Consider the following 15577-nt stretch of genomic DNA (forward strand, 5'->3'; position numbering starts at 1 on the left):
GCCTTGTTGAACCCTCCGCTGGCCTGATTAGTCCCGGGCGAGCCCACGAAATTCGTTGGCATCGCCGCAGCCACTGCAGGTTTGGAAGAGTTCTAACGACCTTCGAGCAGGCTCGATTCAAGCCGCGCCAGTTCGGCCGCGAGGTCTGCCTCGACATCGCCGACCCGCATCTCGATCACGCGATAGTCGCGCGCTTCCAGCCACGCCCTCCGGCCGGCGCGGTCCGCGACGATGGCCTCCGACTCGTTTGCATTGACGAGTTCGATTGCGAGCCGATGCACGAACGAGACGAAATCCGGAATATGACGGCCAACTGGAGTCTGGCGCTTGAACTGGCCGGCAAAGCGGCGGTCGCGGGTCAGCGCCTGCCACAGAATCCGTTCGGCGTCGGTCGGGTTCCGCCGTAGCAGCCGGGCCAGCCCGCGCACGGTCGAGCTGTCGCCGGGCACAGCCGGGCCCTGCCCATGCTCGGCCAGCAGCGCGCGCAGCCTTGTGGCCTGTTCGCCGTCGAGCACGCCGCCCTTGGCCGGACCCTTGCGGCCTTCCGCGATCGCCATCACCACCCCGTGCAGGGTGTGCATGTCCTGCTTGGTCGGGTCCATCCGGGTGAAGATGTTGCGCAGGTTGACCAGCATGGTCTCGCGCTTCTCGCGCGGGCGCAGGAATTCGACCTTGTCGAGTTCCCGGACCAGGTTGTCGAAGAAGGCCTGCATCTGGTGCTGCGAGGCCGGCTCGGAACGTTCGGGCATCGCGAACGGGAGGTCACCACCGGTCGAGCGCTTGAACCACTCATAGCCGATCAGGAGCACCGCCTGCGCCAGATTGAGCGAGGCAAAACCCGGATTGACCGGGAAGGTGATGATCCGGTTGGCGAGCGCCACCTCCTCGTTCTGCAGGCCGTAGCGCTCGCGGCCGAACAGGATGCCCGCCCCGCCACCGGCGCCGACATGGGCCACGATCTCGGCGGCGGCTTGGGTTGGCGCGACCACCGGCTTGGCCTGGTCATGGGCGCGGGCGGTGGTGGCGAACAGCAGCGTCAGGTCGGCGACCGCCTGCTCGACCGTGTCGAACAACTGGGCTTGTTCCAGAATCTGATCGGCGCCGGCCGCCGCCCGTTGCGCGGCGACGTTGGGCCAGCCGTCGCGCGGGTTGACGATTCGTAAACGGGACAGCGCGAAATTGCCCATCGCCCGCGCGGCCATGCCGATATTCTCGCCGAGCTGCGGCTCGACGAGGATCACAACGGGTCCGGCTAAGTCCCAACCAGATTTGGTTTTATCGGTGCCCGAACCGGACATTCGCAACTTCACTTTCTGATTCAACTCTGGAGTTGATTCGACCTCTGAAGATTTTGAATCGGCGCGCGAAGCGCGCGCGGATAATTCAAGATCACAGGAATCGCCTGCTTGGGTAACGGCCCGAATTCGCAAGCCTGCTGCGCGGCTTAGTAACCTCTCCGAACGCTCACTCAAAGCCTCAAAGAGGCTTGATCCCGCCCGCCGCTTGCGCGCGTTAGACTTTCGGATAGGCTAACAATCACAAACAAAGTGAAGCTGCAAACGGTCCCGAAAGCCGGTTCAACGGCGAGGGAATTTTAGGGGAGGCGTCCATGCGCGGCAGGTGGTCGTTGGCTATTGTGGGCGTGGTCCTTATCCTTGCGGGCGGCCTGCTCGCTCATTTCACCCAGACCGCAGGCGGCATCCGGATCGGGGATGTCAGATTCAAGGGCGCCAAGGGCAACACCATGAGCGGGTTGCTCTACATCCCGCCGAATGCCACCCCGCAGATCCCCGCCCCCGGCATCCTCGCGGTGCATGGCTACATCAATTCGCGCGAAACCCAGGACGGTTTTGCCATCGAGTTCGCCCGCCGCGGCTATGTGGTGCTGGCCCTCGACCCAGACCGGTCATGGCTATAGCGACGGGCCCGCCTTCGCCAACGGGTTCGGCGGCCCCGATGGCCTCGCCTATCTGCGCAGCCTCGAAATCGTCGACAAGAACAATATCGGGCTCGAGGGCCACTCGATGGGCGGCTGGACGGTTCTGGCCGCAGCCACCGCCGCGCCCAACGACTACAAGTCGATGGTGCTGGAGGGCTCCTCGACCGGCAAGCCGTTCGCTGCCGACGGCACGACCAGTTGGCCGCGCAACGTAGCGCTGGTGTTCGCCCAATACGAGGAATTCTCGACCCTGATGTGGGGCGTTGAAAAAGCCCGCGACGTCACCCAGAGCCCGAAACTGTGGGCCTTGTTCGGCACGCAAGGCCCGGTGGAACCGGGCAAGGTCTACGGCGACATCGCGCAAGGTACGGCGCGCGTGCTCCATACCCCCGCCATCACCCACCCGGCCGAGCACATTTCCCACGAGGCCATCGGCTACAGCCTCGACTGGTTCGCCAAAACCCTGCAGGGCGGCACGCCCCGCCCGGTCGACGACCAGATCTGGTTCCGCAAGGAAATCGGCACGCTGATCGCGCTGCTCGGCTTTGTGGCGCTTTTGATCGGGGCCTTCGATGCGCTCCTGGAAGCGCCGATGTATTCTCGCCTGCGGCTGCCGGAAATTGCCGACGGCACCATGCCGGAGCATACCGCAGCGAGCGGCCGGCGCTGGACCACGGCCTTCATCTTGTCCGCCTTCATCCCCGCGCTGACCTATTATCCGGCGTTCGCACTCGGCGGTACCTTCGTAAAGCCGTCCGCCTTCCTGCCGCAGGGCATCACCAACCAGATCCTGGTCTGGGCCGTGATCAACGGCCTGATCACGCTCGCCTTGATGCGGTTCGCACCGAAACGCGCCAGCCGGAACGGCATCGTCCTGCAGTCGGCCGTGATCGCCATCGCATCCGTCGCAATCGGCTACGCCGCGCTATGGCTCGCCGATTTCGCCTTCAAGATCGACTTCCGGTTCTGGATCGTCGCCGTGAAGCTGATGAGCGCGAAGCAGTTTTTGATCTTCCTGATCTATCTCGTGCCGTTCACGGCGTTTTTCGTGATCGCGCTGCATGTCCTGCACCGCAATTTCTCGACCATGGCCGCGCCCCGCGGGGCGCTCTATTTGACCAATATCCTGGCGCTGACGCTGGGCTTCATCGTGCTGGTGGGCGGGCAATACGCCATCCTCTGGCTCACCGGAAAGCTGTTCAACCCGCTGCCCGACCCCGGCTTCGTGCCGCTCTCGACCATCGTCGCCATCCAGTTCGTGCCGCTGCTGGCGATCTGCGGTGTGATCGCGACCTTTACCTGGCGGCGGACCGGCTCCAGCCTGCCCGGCGCCCTGATCTGCGGCCTGCTCGTGACCTGGTATGTGGTGGCGGGGACGGCGACCCAGGCGGCGTTCTGACGTTAAGGCGTTCTTACCTAAAAGATGGGCTGAAACTGCATAACGGCTTGGCTTTCGCCGGCCGGTTTGCAGTGCTATAGGCCGGCTATAATCACTCAACCCCGCCCACACGCGCGGTTTTCCGAGAAAAGGCCCCTTCCATCATGGCAAAAATCAAGGTGACCAACCCCGTCGTCGAACTCGATGGCGACGAGATGACCCGGATCATCTGGCAGTACATCAAGGACAAGCTGATCACCCCGTTCCTGGATGTCGAGCTGTTGTATTTTGACCTCGGAATGGAATATCGCGACGCGACCAACGACCAGGTCACGATCGACGCCGCCAACGCCATCAAAAAGGTCGGCGTCGGCGTCAAATGCGCCACCATCACCCCCGACGAGGCGCGGGTGAAGGAATTCGGCCTGAAGGAAATGTGGAAGTCGCCGAACGGCACCATCCGCAACATCCTCGGCGGCGTGATCTTCCGCGAGCCGATCATCTGCAAGAACGTGCCGCGCCTCGTCCCCGGTTGGACCAAGCCGATCATCATCGGCCGCCACGCCTTTGGCGACCAGTATCGCGCCACCGACATCAAATTCCCCGGCAAGGGAACGCTGACGATGAAATTCGTCGGCGAGGACGGCACCGTGATCGAGCGCGAAGTGTTCAAGTCGCCCGGCGCCGGCGTCGCCATGAGCATGTACAATCTCGACGATTCGATCCGGGATTTCGCCCGGGCATCGCTGACCTACGGACTGAGCCGCGGCTACCCGGTCTACCTCTCCACCAAGAACACCATCATGAAAGTCTATGATGGTCGCTTCAAGGACATCTTCGAGGAAGTCTACGAGAAGGACTTCAAGAAGGATTTCGAGGCCAAGCGCCTGACCTACGAACACCGCCTGATCGACGACATGGTGGCCTCGGCTCTGAAATGGTCCGGCGGCTATGTCTGGGCCTGCAAGAACTACGACGGCGACGTGCAGTCCGACACCGTGGCTCAGGGCTACGGTTCGCTCGGCCTGATGACCTCGGTGCTGTTGACGCCCGACGGCCAGGTCGTGGAAGCCGAAGCCGCCCATGGCACCGTGACACGGCATTATCGCGAGCATCAGAAGGGCAAGGAAACTTCGACCAACTCGATCGCCTCGATCTTCGCCTGGACGCAGGGTCTCGCGCACCGCGCCAAGCTCGATAACAACGAGAAACTGGCGAAGTTTGCCAAGACCCTGGAGAAGGTTTGCGTCGACACCGTTGAGGAAGGCTACATGACCAAGGACCTCGCGCTCCTGGTCGGCGCCGACCAGCGCTGGCTGTCCACCACCGGCTTCCTCGACAAGGTTTCGGACAACCTCGCCAAGGCGATGGCGGCTTAAAGCCGCCTTATCGCAACTCCCTCCACATCACTGCGACAAACGCTAAGCGTTTGCGCTAGCGGGCAGAGTGACGAACAATCCACGTCTCCGCTTGGGGCACGATGGATTGTCGTCAGGCGCGCATTCGCGCAGCCCGTGGGCCGCAGAAATAGAAAACCAACGACGGAGCACTACCGTGTCGTTCCCCAAGAACGCCGTACTCACCGCCATCTTTCTCACCGGGTCGCTCGTCAACGCGACCGCCCAGACCGCACTTCCCGAGGCCATTGCAGCTCCGGGTGAAACCCCAATGCTCACGCTGCATGCCGAAGGCGCGCAGGTCTACGAATGCAAAACCAGCTCCGACGGTGCACTCGTCTGGGTGCTTCGCGAGCCGATCGCGACGCTTCTTTCGGACGGCAAGACGGTCGGCCGGCATTATGCCGGACCGACCTGGGAGCACAGCGACGGCAGCGCGGTGGTCGGCCAGGTCGTCGGCACGGCCCCAGGCTCCGTCGCGAACGACATTCCCTGGCTGAAGCTCGGCGTGACTTCCCGGCGCGGCAACGGTGTTCTCAGTGCGGCGACGACCGTGCAACGGATCAACACGGCGGGCGGAAGGCTCAACGGCGCCTGCTACAAGTCCGGCACCTATGAAAGCGTCCCCTACTCGGCCGATTACGTGTTCCTGCGCAAGGGCTGATACCACGCCGCCATCCCTGGCTTTCCGGCAACCTCGTCAAGACGGCGGCATAATTGGCTGATAATGGTGTTGGTCTTTCGGGGCCAACACCATGGATTTCATGATGCCGATTGTCCGGAATGCCGCACTCGCTCTGCTTTTGTCATCGGCGTCAGTTTTGAGCGCCTCCGCCCAGACACCGCTTCCCGACGCCATCGCCGCGCCCGGCGAAACGATCGTGCTCACGCTCCACGCCGAGGGCGCGCAGGTCTACGAATGCAAGGCAGGCGCTGACGGCAAGCTGGCCTGGGCATTCCGCGAACCAATCGCGACCTTGTTGCTCGATGGCAAGACCGTCGGTCGGCACTATGCGGGGCCCACCTGGGAGCACATCGACTCCAGCGCCGTCGTCGGCAAAGCAGCCGGCAACGCGCCCGGCGCCACAGCGAACGATATCCCCTGGCTGAAGCTGACCGTGACGTCCGGGCGCGGCACCGGCATCCTTTCCGGCGTCACGACGGTACAGCGGATCAACACGGCGGGCGGAAAGCTCGAAGGCGATTGCGACAAGGCTGGCACCTACCGCAACGCGCCCTACTCCGCGGACTACGTGTTCCTGCGCAAACCCTGACACCGCGCGCCATCTGGAGGTGCCGATGCTGTTCATGGTGATCGAGCGCTTCAAGAACCAGGATCCGATCCCGGTCTATAAGCGCGTGCGCGATCCAGGCATCAAATTCCCGGATGGGCTCAAATATGTCGGGAGCTGGATCGAGCCCAATTTCGACCGCTGCTTCCAGCTCATGGAATGCGATGACCTGCGCCTGCTGCAGCAATGGGTGCTGGCCAACAACCGCGACCTCGGTATGACCTTCGAGATCGTCCCGGTCGTGCCGAGCAAGGAGACCCGCGAAGTCGTCGCGCCGTTTCTCGACGAGAAATAGAACAGGCCGCTAGTCCCGCTCGGCTTGCGCAATTTCGGCAGGCGCGAGATCGCCCTTCAAGAGCTCCGCCGTATCGGCCAGCCGCGCCTCGGCGGTATCCTTTACATGGGCGGCGAGATCGGGCAGCCGCTCGATCAGGGCGTGAAAGTCCTGCGCGTCGAGCGCCAGCAGCTTGGTCTTGCACGTCGCGGTCACCGTGCCGCTGCGCTTGGTACGGTGCAACAGCGCAATTTCGCCGAAGAACGTGCCGTTCGACAGCCGCACCCGCTGGTTCGGCAGTTCGATCTCAACCTCGCCCGCGGTGATGAAATACATCGATGAGGCCGGATCGCCGCGCCGCACCAGCACTTCGCGCGCCTCGATGGTCTGCGCCCGCAACAGCCGCATGATGTCGACGATCTCGGAGGCGCCGAGATGGGCAAACAGCGGCACCCGCGCCAGCATGGCCCAGGTGACGATGAAATCGCGCCGCCGCACTTCATCGGTAAACGCGCGCGAGACGATCGCGACCGGCAACGCAATCATCGCAAAGCCGACGACGATGGCAAACACCGATACGATCTTGCCGAGCGGCGTCACCGGCACCACGTCGCCATAGCCGACCGTGCCGAGGGTCACGATCGCCCACCACATCGCCTGCGGAATGGTGCCGAACTTGTCGGGCTGGACGTTGTGTTCGATCGCGTAGAGCAGCGTCGCGAACAACAGCACCGCGCCGGTCAGGATCACGACGCAGCCGAACAGCGTGCGCCGTTCGGCATGCAGCGCCGCCAGCAGCGAACGCAAGGCCGGCGAATAGCGCACCAGTTTGAGAAACGGCAGCATGCCGAACAGCACCAGCGCGTGGCGGTCGCCCACGGTCAAGGCGACCGCCGACGGCAGAAAGGCCATCAGGTCGATGATGCCGAGGCTGGAGAAGGCATATTCCAGCCGCGCCCGCACCGGCGTCACGGCACGAAGCGAATGTCCCACCACGCTCCACAGCCGCGCCAGATATTCCAGCGCGAACGTCACGACGGCTAAGACTTCAACTGATGTGAACAGCCAGCCGAACCTGGCGTCGAATTCCGGCACCGAGGCCAAAATCATCGCCAGCACGTCGAGGACGATGATGGCGACGATCAACTGGGCAAAGCGCGAGCCGACCGAATGCGGCAGATGATCGTGTTCGAGCAGTTCGTAGAGCCGGTCCCGGAGGTCCGGATCGCCGGTCGCGCGTTTGCCCGGAACGGTAGCCACGATCAATTGTCTCCGTCAGCCAGCTAGCGCACGACGCAATCGTTAGCTCCATCGCCCCGCTCTTCGCGGGGAGAGGGCGTAGGCGGCCTATGGCCGCCGTCCTTACTTAATAACAAAAGAACGCCGATGCGAAGCATCGGCTATGGTGAGGGGCTGCTTCCGCAAATTCGAAAGAGCAGAGTACGCCGAGAGTCCCCCCTCACCCGGATTGCTACGCAATCCGACCTCTCCCCGCAAGCGGGGCGAGGTAAGGGAGACCTCAGGCGCCGGCCATCGCCTGTTCGATCGCCGAGAGCGCGGCATTCGCCTTGGCGCCATCAGGTCCGCCGGCTTGCGCCATATCGGGCCGACCACCGCCGCCCTTGCCGCCGAGCGCTTCCGAGCCCTTGCGCACCAGTTCGACCGCGTTGAAGCGCGAGGTGAGATCGCTGGTGACGCCCACGACGATGCCGGCCTTGCCGTCCTCGGTGACGCCGACGATCGCGACCACGCCGGAGCCGATCTGCTTCTTGCCGTCGTCGACAAGGCTCTTGAGATCCTTGGTCTCGACGCCCTCGACCGCACGCGCCAGCAGCTTGACGCCGCCGGCTTCGCGCACGCCGCCGGCCGCCGCCCCGCCATTGGTTGCGCCGCCGCCCATCGCAAGCTTCTTGCGCGCATCCGAGAGATCCCGCTCGAGCTTCTTGCGCTCTTCCATCAGCGCTGCGATCCGCGCCGGCATGTCGTCGACCGAGGTGCGCAGTTCAGAGGCCGCGGTCTTCGCGATCGCCATCGTGTCGTTGGCGTGTTTGCGGGCATGACGCCCGGTCAGCGCCTCGATGCGCCGCACGCCGGAGGCCACTGCGCTTTCACCCGTCACCGTGATCAGCCCGATATCGCCGGTGCGGCGCACATGGGTGCCGCCGCACAATTCGACCGACCAGCCGAGCGCGTTCTGCCCGTGTGCACGGTCCTGCTGCCCCATCGAGACCACGCGAACCTCGTCGCCGTATTTTTCGCCGAACAGCGCGCGGGCGCCGGCTTCGCGGGCGTCGTCGACCGCCATCAGGCGCGTTGTGACCTCGTCGTTTTCAAGCACCACCTCGTTGGCGATGTCCTCGACGCGCGCCAATTCTTCGGCCGTAATCGGCTTCGGGTGCACGAAGTCAAACCTTAGCCGATCCGGCGCCACCAGCGAGCCGCGCTGGGCGATGTGATCGCCGAGCACCTGCCGCAGCGCCTCGTGCAGCAAATGCGTCGCCGAGTGATGGGCGCGGATCGACGACCGGCGCCCATGATCGACTTCGAGCTGCAGCGCGGTGCCCACCTTCAGCGTGCCCTGCTCCACCGTGCCGATATGCACGAAGAGATCGCCCACCTTCTTCTGCGTATCGGTGACGCGGAACTTGACGCCCTCGCCGGTCAACAGGCCGGTGTCGCCGACCTGGCCGCCGGACTCCGCATAGAACGGCGTCTGGTTCAGCACGATCGCACCGCTCTCGCCCGCCTTCAGGCTGTCGGTATCCTTGCCATCCTTCACCAGCGCGGTGACCACGCCCTCGGCGCTCTCGGTGTCGTAACCCAAAAATTCGGTAGCGCCGAGTTTTTCACGCAGCGGAAACCAGATGCTCTCGCCGGCCGTATCGCCCGAGCCCGACCACGACGCCCGCGCCTTCACACGCTGCCGTTCCATCGCATCGGTAAACGACGCCTGATCGACGCTGATGCCGCGCGACTTCAGCGCGTCCTGCGTCAGATCGAGCGGGAAGCCGTACGTGTCGTACAGCGTGAACGCGGTGTCGCCGTCGAACATGTCGCCTTTCTTCAGGCCGGCGCTTTTTTCGTCGAGGATGGCAAGGCCGCGCGACAGCGTTTTGCGGAAGCGGGTTTCTTCCAGCCGCAGCGTTTCCTCGATCAGCTTTTCGGCGCGCACCAGGTCCGGATAGGCCTGCCCCATCTCGCGCACCAGCGCCCAGACCAGGCGATGCATCAACGGCTCGCCGGCGCCGAGCAATTGGGCGTGGCGCATCGCGCGGCGCATGATCCGGCGCAGCACGTAGCCACGGCCCTCGTTCGACGGCAGCACGCCGTCGGCGACAAGGAAGGCCGAGGACCGCAGATGGTCCGCGATGACGCGGAACGATGCCACGGTCTGCTCCCGAGGCCCCTGTCCGAGCGCGGAAGCGGTGGCGTCGATCAGGTTACGGAAAAGATCGGTTTCGAACACGCTCTCGACGCCCTGCAGGATGCAGGCCATGCGCTCCAGCCCCAAGCCGGTGTCGATCGAGGGGCGCGGCAGCGGCTGGCGCTGCTCCTTCGTCACCTGCTCGAACTGCATGAAGACGAGGTTCCAGAATTCGAGGAAGCGATCGCCGTCCTCTTCCAGGCTGCCCGGAGGTCCACCCCAGATGTGCTCGCCGCGGTCGATGAAGATCTCCGAGCACGGACCGCAGGGGCCGGTGTCTCCCATCGCCCAGAAATTGTCCGAGGTCGCGATGCGGATGATGCGGTCGTCCGAGAAGCCGGCGATCTTCTTCCAGTGGCCCGCCGCCTCGTCGTCGTCGTGATAGACGGTGACGAGCAGCTTGTCCTTCTTGAGCCCGAACTCCTTTGTAATCAGATTCCAGGCAAGCTCAATCGCGCGCTCCTTGAAGTAGTCGCCGAACGAGAAGTTGCCGAGCATCTCGAAAAAGGTGAGATGGCGCGCGGTGTAGCCGACATTGTCGAGGTCGTTATGCTTGCCGCCGGCGCGCACGCATTTCTGCGAGGTGGTGGCGCGCTGATAGGGCCGCTTTTCGACGCCGGTGAAGACGTTCTTGAACTGCACCATGCCGGCATTGGTGAACATCAGGGTCGGATCGTTGCGCGGCACCAGCGGCGACGACGGCACGATCTCGTGGCCATTCTCCGCGAAGAAATCCAAGAATTTCGACCTGATCTCGTTGACGCCGCTCATGTTCATCCAATCGGAAAAAGGGGCCGGATCAGGCCGCATCCAGCCTTTAACCTTCCGGCGGAACGCTTTTAGACAAGGCCGCCTGCACTGTCCAGAAACTGTGCAGCTGGATCATAGGCTTGCCGCGGCACACAAGATGGGCTGCGCAAGTCCCGTTGATAATACTGCGGCTGCGTTGACAGGCTTGGCAGGGCTGTGTTTCCCTCTTATCTGTAAGACGTCACGTCGGGAGAGATCGGCTTAAGCGCCGGCGCCGAAGGAGCAACCGCCCCGGAAACTCTCAGGCAAACGAACCGCGTGACGAACTAGCATCTGGAAAGTGACGCCGGGCGGCTTTGGCCCAGGGCGTCCGCCGACGGGATAATACTCTCAGGCACAGCGACAGATGGGGCTTTCTTTCGGGTTTTCGGGGGCTGGTCCCCGGAACCCTTGAGGGTCCCTGGATGCTGGCACGCGACGAATCTCCCCTTAAACACACCCCATTGCACGCGCTCCATGTGGCGCGCGGCGGCAAGATGGTTCCCTTCGCGGGCTACGAGATGCCGGTGCAATACCCGGCGGGCGTGCTCAAGGAGCATCTGCATACGCGCGCGAACGCCGGGCTGTTCGACGTTTCGCATATGGGCCAGCTCGCGCTGCGTCCCAAATCAGGTCAGGTCGCTGATGCGGCGCTGGCGCTGGAGCGGCTGGTGCCGCAAGACATTGTGGCGGTGGCGCCGGGACGGCAGCGCTACGCCCAGTTCACCAACGAGGACGGCGGCCTTCTCGATGATCTGATGGTGGCGAATTTCGGCGACCATCTGTTTCTGGTCGTCAACGCTGCCTGCAAGGCCGAAGACGAAGCCCATCTGCGTGCGCATCTTTCCGATGCCTGCGTCATCGATTCGCTGGCTGATCGCGGCCTGATCGCGCTGCAGGGGCAGAAGGCCGAATCCGTGCTGGCGAAACTTTGTGCAGACGTGACCGCGATGCGGTTCATGGATACCGGGCCGCGCAAGGTCGCCGGCTTCGACTGCTTCGTCTCGCGCTCCGGCTATACCGGCGAGGACGGCTTTGAGATTTCGGTTCCGGCCGCTCACGCCGAGGCGCTGGTAACAACGCTGCTGGATAATCCCGACGTGCTGCCGATCGGATTGGGCGCACGCGACAGCCTGCGGCTGGAAGCCGGCCTCTGCCTCTATGGCCACGACATCGACACCACGACGACGCCGGTCGAGGGCGCGCTGGAATGGTCGGTGCAGAAGAGCCGCCGCACCGGCGGCGCCCGCGCGGGCGGTTTCCCCGGCGCGGAGAAGATTCTCGCCCACTTTGAAAAAGGCGCGTCGCGCCGCCGCGTCGGCTTGCGGCCCGAGGGCCGCGCGCCGGTGCGCGAAGGCGCGCTGCTGTTCGCGGATGCCGGCTCGAGCGAGGCGATCGGCAAGGTCACGTCGGGCGGTTTTGGCCCAAGCCTCAATGCGCCTGTCGCGATGGGCTATCTGCCGACATCGCTCGCCGCCAACGGCACGCAAGTTTTCGCCGAAGTTCGCGGCCAGCGCCTACCGCTGCAGGTCGCTGCCATGCCCTTCGTTCCCAACACCTATAAGCGCTAAATCACGAGAGGATTTTTCATGACGACATTGTTCACCTCAGACCACGAATGGCTTCGCATCGAGGGCGATGTCGCCACCATCGGGGTCACTGACTATGCGCAATCGCAGCTCGGCGACGTCGTGTTCGTTGAACTGCCCAAGGTCGGCCGCGCCTTGAAGAAGGCCGAAGCCGCCGCCGTGGTCGAATCGGTGAAAGCCGCCTCCGACGTCTACGCGCCGATCTCCGGCGAGGTGCTCGAAGTCAACGAGGCGCTCGCCGCCGAACCCGCGCTGGTGAATTCCGACGCCGGCGGCAAGGCCTGGTTCTTCAAGCTGAAGATTGCAGACAGAAGCGAACTCGGCGGCCTGATGGATGAGGCTGCGTACGCCAAGCATACTGCTTGATCGAATGAACCGATCCACGACCACACACTCACTGTCATCGTCCGCGAAGGCGGACGATCCACTACGCTGCGGCCCTTCGGCTCAGTCTCCGGCTTCCCGGCGTACTGGATGCCCCGCCTTCGCGGGGCATGACGGCAAGTGCGCGGCATGATGACGAAATAACGAGGACATCCCCATGAACGCGCCGCTGAAAACCACCGCCGAAGCCGCCACCGATTTCGTGCGCCGTCATATCGGCCCCTCGCCCCGCGACATCAGCGCGATGCTGAACAGCGTTGGCGCGAACAGCCTCGCTGAGCTGATGAGCCAGACGCTGCCGTCCTCGATCCGGCAGAAGGCGCCGCTCGATCTCGGGCGCGCGTTCAGCGAAACCGAGGCGATGGCGCATATGCGCGAGCTTGCCGCGCAAAACGAAGTGTTCACCTCGCTGATCGGCCAAGGCTATTCCGGCACCATCCTGCCTGCGGTGATCCAGCGCAACATTCTGGAAAGCCCGGCCTGGTACACGGCCTATACGCCGTATCAGCCGGAGATAAGCCAGGGCCGGCTGGAAGCGCTGTTCAATTTCCAGACCATGATCTGCGACCTCACCGGGCTCGACGTCGCCAACGCCTCGCTGCTCGACGAGGCGACGGCTGCCGCCGAGGCGATGGCGCTCGCCGAGCGCGCCGCGCAGGCCAAGGCAAAATCATTCTTCGTCGACGCCGAGGTGCACCCGCAGACACTCGCGGTGCTGCGCACCCGCGCGGAGCCGCTGGGCTGGAATCTGATTGCCGGCGATCCCCTCGCGGATCTCGAGCACGCGGAAGTTTTCGGCGCCCTCCTGCAATATCCCGGCACATCCGGCGCGGTGCGCGATCTGCGGCCGGCAATCGCCGCGCTGCACGCCAAGGGGGCGCTGGCCGTCGTCGCTGCCGATCTCCTGGCGCTGACGCTGATCGCCTCGCCCGGCGAACTCGGCGCGGATATCGCTATCGGCTCGGCGCAGCGCTTTGGCGTGCCGATGGGCTATGGCGGTCCGCACGCGGCCTACATGTCGGTGCGCGATGCGCTGAAGCGCTCGCTGCCCGGCCGCATCGTCGGCCTGTCGGTGGATTCACGCGGCGCGCCTGCCTACCGGCTCGCGCTGCAAACCCGCGAGCAGCACATCCGCCGCGAAAAGGCCACCTCCAACATCTGCACCGCGCAGGTGCTGCTGGCGGTGATCGCCTCGATGTACGCGGTCTATCATGGCCCCGAAGGGCTGACGCATATTGCCCGCACGGTGCACCGGCGTGCGGTGGTGCTGGCGGCGGGCTTGCGCAAGCTTGGCTTTGCCTTGAAGAGCGAGATGTTCTTCGACACCGTGACGGTGGATGTGGGCGCCAGACAAGGTGAGATCGTCGTCCAGGCGCACGCTGAAGAAATCAATCTGCGCATCGGTGAAGGCCGACTGGGCATCGCGCTGGACGAGACCACGACACAAGCGACCATCGAAGCGGTGTGGCGCGCGTTCGGTGGCAAGCTGTCCTATGCCGACATCGAGGTCAGCGCGCGCGAGGCGCTTCCCGCCGCCCTGAAACGCGACAGTGCGTTCCTCACCCATCCGGTGTTCCACGCCCACCGCTCCGAGACCGAGCTGCTGCGCTACATGCGCAAGCTCAGTGATCGCGACCTCGCGCTCGACCGCGCGATGATCCCGCTGGGCTCCTGCACCATGAAGCTGAATGCGACCACGGAGATGATTCCGTTGACGTGGCCTGAGTTCGGCAGCCTGCATCCGTTCGCGCCATCCGAGCAGGCCGCGGGCTATCATGTGTTGTTCAGACGGCTTGAGAAAGCGCTGTGCGACATAACAGGCTATGACGCGATTTCGCTGCAGCCGAACTCGGGCGCGCAGGGCGAATATGCGGGATTGCTCGCGATCCGCGCCTATCATGCCGCCCGCGGCGAGCCGCATCGCAAGGTGTGCCTGATCCCCTCCTCCGCGCACGGCACCAATCCGGCCTCCGCCAGCATGGTGGGCATGGAAGTGGTGGAGACCGCCTGCGACGCGCGCGGCGATGTCGACGTCGACGATCTCCGCGCCAAGGCGGAGAAGCATTCGAAAAACCTCGCCGCTGTGATGATCACCTATCCCTCGACGCATGGCGTGTTCGAGGAGCACATCCGGGATATCTGCGACATCGTGCACGGCCATGGCGGCCAGGTCTATCTCGACGGCGCCAACATGAACGCGCAGGTCGGGCTGTCACGGCCCGGCGATTACGGCGCCGATGTCTCGCATCTCAACCTGCACAAGACCTTCTGCATCCCGCATGGCGGCGGCGGACCCGGCATGGGACCGATCGGCGTCAAAGCGCATCTTGCGCCCTATCTGCCGGGCCATCCCGCAACCGATGGCGCGGCGTCCGCTTCCGTCGGGCCGGTGTCGGCGGCCCCGTTCGGGTCGGCGTCGATCCTGACGATTTCCTACATCTACATCCTGATGATGTCGGGCGAAGGCCTCACGCGCGCCACCGAGCTCGCGATTCTCAACGCCAACTACATCGCCAACCGCCTCGATCCGCATTTCCCGGTGCTCTACAAAAATGCAAAAGGCCGCGTCGCGCATGAATGCATCGTCGACCCCCGCCCCTTGAAGGCGACCAGCGGCGTCACCGTCGACGACATCGCAAAACGGCTGATCGACTACGGCTTCCATGCGCCGACCATGAGTTTTCCGGTGCCGGGCACGCTGATGATCGAGCCGACCGAGTCGGAATCCAAGGCGGAGCTCGATCGCTTCTGCGACGCCATGATCGCGATCCGCAACGAGATCGCCGAGATCGAAAAGGGCCGCTGGAAGGTCGAGGCCTCGCCCTTGCGTCATGCCCCGCACACCGTGCACGACATCGCCGACGATGCATGGGCCCGCGCCTACAGCCGCGCCGAGGGCTGCTTCCCCGACGGCGTCTCGCGATCAGACAAATACTGGAGCCCGGTCGGCCGCGTCGACAATGTCTATGGCGACCGCAATCTGGTGTGCTCGTGCCCGCCGGTTGAGGATTACGCGCAAGCGGCGGAGTGAAACACGCGTAGGATGGGTAGAGCGTAGCGAAACCCATCCTGCGGTCGCGCCGCTGCAGCTTGATACACAACAAAACGGGC

Annotated in this window: 12 protein-coding genes and 1 riboswitch; of the genes, 9 read left to right on the forward strand and 3 right to left on the reverse strand. The window is 64.2% G+C overall.

Going from position 1 to position 15577, the window contains the following annotated elements; all coding sequences use genetic code 11:
• Nucleotides 1–92: 92 nt before the first annotated feature.
• Nucleotides 93–1298, reverse strand: coding sequence for a TrmJ/YjtD family RNA methyltransferase (locus ACPPVP_RS31045; protein WP_426527401.1), 1206 nt, complete (start codon nt 1296–1298; stop codon nt 93–95).
• A gap of 311 nt (nt 1299–1609) precedes the next feature.
• On the opposite strand from ACPPVP_RS31045, the gene ACPPVP_RS31050 reads away from it, so the two are divergent.
• The 6 genes from ACPPVP_RS31050 (at nt 1610) to ACPPVP_RS31075 (ending at nt 6301) form a co-directional block, all read left to right on the forward strand.
• A complete protein-coding gene (locus tag ACPPVP_RS31050; protein WP_426527402.1) occupies nt 1610–1918 on the forward strand; it encodes a hypothetical protein in 309 nt (102 codons plus the stop codon).
• Nucleotides 1878–3338: an alpha/beta hydrolase family protein gene (locus ACPPVP_RS31055; RefSeq protein ID WP_426527403.1), complete on the forward strand. Its 1461-nt coding sequence runs from the start codon at nt 1878–1880 to the stop codon at nt 3336–3338. Before ACPPVP_RS31050 ends, ACPPVP_RS31055 begins: the two co-directional genes overlap by 41 nt.
• A gap of 143 nt (nt 3339–3481) precedes the next feature.
• Nucleotides 3482–4696, forward strand: a complete 1215-nt coding sequence (locus tag ACPPVP_RS31060; RefSeq protein ID WP_426527404.1) for an NADP-dependent isocitrate dehydrogenase — start codon at nt 3482–3484, stop codon at nt 4694–4696.
• Between the two features lie 175 nt (nt 4697–4871).
• Entirely contained in the window at nt 4872–5378 is a 507-nt protein-coding gene (locus ACPPVP_RS31065; RefSeq protein WP_426527405.1) for a DUF3455 domain-containing protein, read from the forward strand.
• Between the two features lie 91 nt (nt 5379–5469).
• Nucleotides 5470–5988, forward strand: a complete 519-nt coding sequence (locus tag ACPPVP_RS31070) for a DUF3455 domain-containing protein (protein WP_426527406.1) — start codon at nt 5470–5472, stop codon at nt 5986–5988.
• Nucleotides 5989–6013: 25 nt separating this feature from the next.
• Nucleotides 6014–6301 carry a DUF3303 domain-containing protein gene (locus tag ACPPVP_RS31075; protein ID WP_426527407.1) on the forward strand — a complete coding sequence of 96 codons (288 nt, stop codon included), beginning with the start codon at nt 6014–6016 and terminating at the stop codon, nt 6299–6301.
• A gap of 9 nt (nt 6302–6310) precedes the next feature.
• Here the strand turns inward: ACPPVP_RS31075 and ACPPVP_RS31080 are convergent, their stop codons facing one another.
• The gene (locus ACPPVP_RS31080) at nt 6311–7543 is read right to left on the reverse strand and encodes a cyclic nucleotide-gated ion channel (RefSeq protein ID WP_426538165.1); all 1233 of its coding nucleotides are present in this window, start codon (nt 7541–7543) and stop codon (nt 6311–6313) included.
• 256 nt (nt 7544–7799) lie between these two features.
• Nucleotides 7800–10475, reverse strand: coding sequence for an alanine--tRNA ligase (alaS, locus tag ACPPVP_RS31085; protein WP_426527408.1), 2676 nt, complete (start codon nt 10473–10475; stop codon nt 7800–7802).
• 215 nt (nt 10476–10690) lie between these two features.
• Nucleotides 10691–10781, forward strand: a riboswitch (glycine riboswitch).
• 137 nt (nt 10782–10918) lie between these two features.
• On the opposite strand from alaS, the gene gcvT reads away from it, so the two are divergent.
• From gcvT to gcvP, 3 genes are all read left to right on the forward strand, one after another.
• Nucleotides 10919–12064, forward strand: coding sequence for a glycine cleavage system aminomethyltransferase GcvT (gcvT, locus tag ACPPVP_RS31090; protein ID WP_426527409.1), 1146 nt, complete (start codon nt 10919–10921; stop codon nt 12062–12064).
• 18 nt (nt 12065–12082) lie between these two features.
• Nucleotides 12083–12448 carry a glycine cleavage system protein GcvH gene (gene gcvH, locus ACPPVP_RS31095; RefSeq protein ID WP_426527410.1) on the forward strand — a complete coding sequence of 122 codons (366 nt, stop codon included), beginning with the start codon at nt 12083–12085 and terminating at the stop codon, nt 12446–12448.
• Nucleotides 12449–12623: 175 nt separating this feature from the next.
• A complete protein-coding gene (gcvP, locus tag ACPPVP_RS31100; RefSeq protein WP_426527411.1) occupies nt 12624–15497 on the forward strand; it encodes an aminomethyl-transferring glycine dehydrogenase in 2874 nt (957 codons plus the stop codon).
• Nucleotides 15498–15577: the final 80 nt, after the last annotated feature.

This window comes from Bradyrhizobium sp. McL0615 (assembly GCF_049993905.1).
In the GTDB taxonomy this organism is placed as follows: Bacteria; Pseudomonadota; Alphaproteobacteria; order Rhizobiales; family Xanthobacteraceae; genus Bradyrhizobium.

Excerpts from the sequence above, each read along its gene's own strand:
- ACPPVP_RS31055 (WP_426527403.1), top strand. The coding sequence starts at position 1,878 with ATGTGGTGCTGGCCCTCGACCCAGACCGGTCATGGCTATAGCGACGGG.
- ACPPVP_RS31075 (WP_426527407.1), top strand. The coding sequence starts at position 6,014 with ATGCTGTTCATGGTGATCGAGCGCTTCAAGAACCAGGATCCGATCCCG.
- ACPPVP_RS31045 (WP_426527401.1), bottom strand. The coding sequence starts at position 1,298 with ATGTCCGGTTCGGGCACCGATAAAACCAAATCTGGTTGGGACTTAGCC.
- gcvH (WP_426527410.1), top strand. The coding sequence starts at position 12,083 with ATGACGACATTGTTCACCTCAGACCACGAATGGCTTCGCATCGAGGGC.
- ACPPVP_RS31070 (WP_426527406.1), top strand. The coding sequence starts at position 5,470 with ATGGATTTCATGATGCCGATTGTCCGGAATGCCGCACTCGCTCTGCTT.
- ACPPVP_RS31050 (WP_426527402.1), top strand. The coding sequence starts at position 1,610 with ATGCGCGGCAGGTGGTCGTTGGCTATTGTGGGCGTGGTCCTTATCCTT.
- gcvT (WP_426527409.1), top strand. The coding sequence starts at position 10,919 with ATGCTGGCACGCGACGAATCTCCCCTTAAACACACCCCATTGCACGCG.
- ACPPVP_RS31060 (WP_426527404.1), top strand. The coding sequence starts at position 3,482 with ATGGCAAAAATCAAGGTGACCAACCCCGTCGTCGAACTCGATGGCGAC.
- gcvP (WP_426527411.1), top strand. The coding sequence starts at position 12,624 with ATGAACGCGCCGCTGAAAACCACCGCCGAAGCCGCCACCGATTTCGTG.
- alaS (WP_426527408.1), bottom strand. The coding sequence starts at position 10,475 with ATGAGCGGCGTCAACGAGATCAGGTCGAAATTCTTGGATTTCTTCGCG.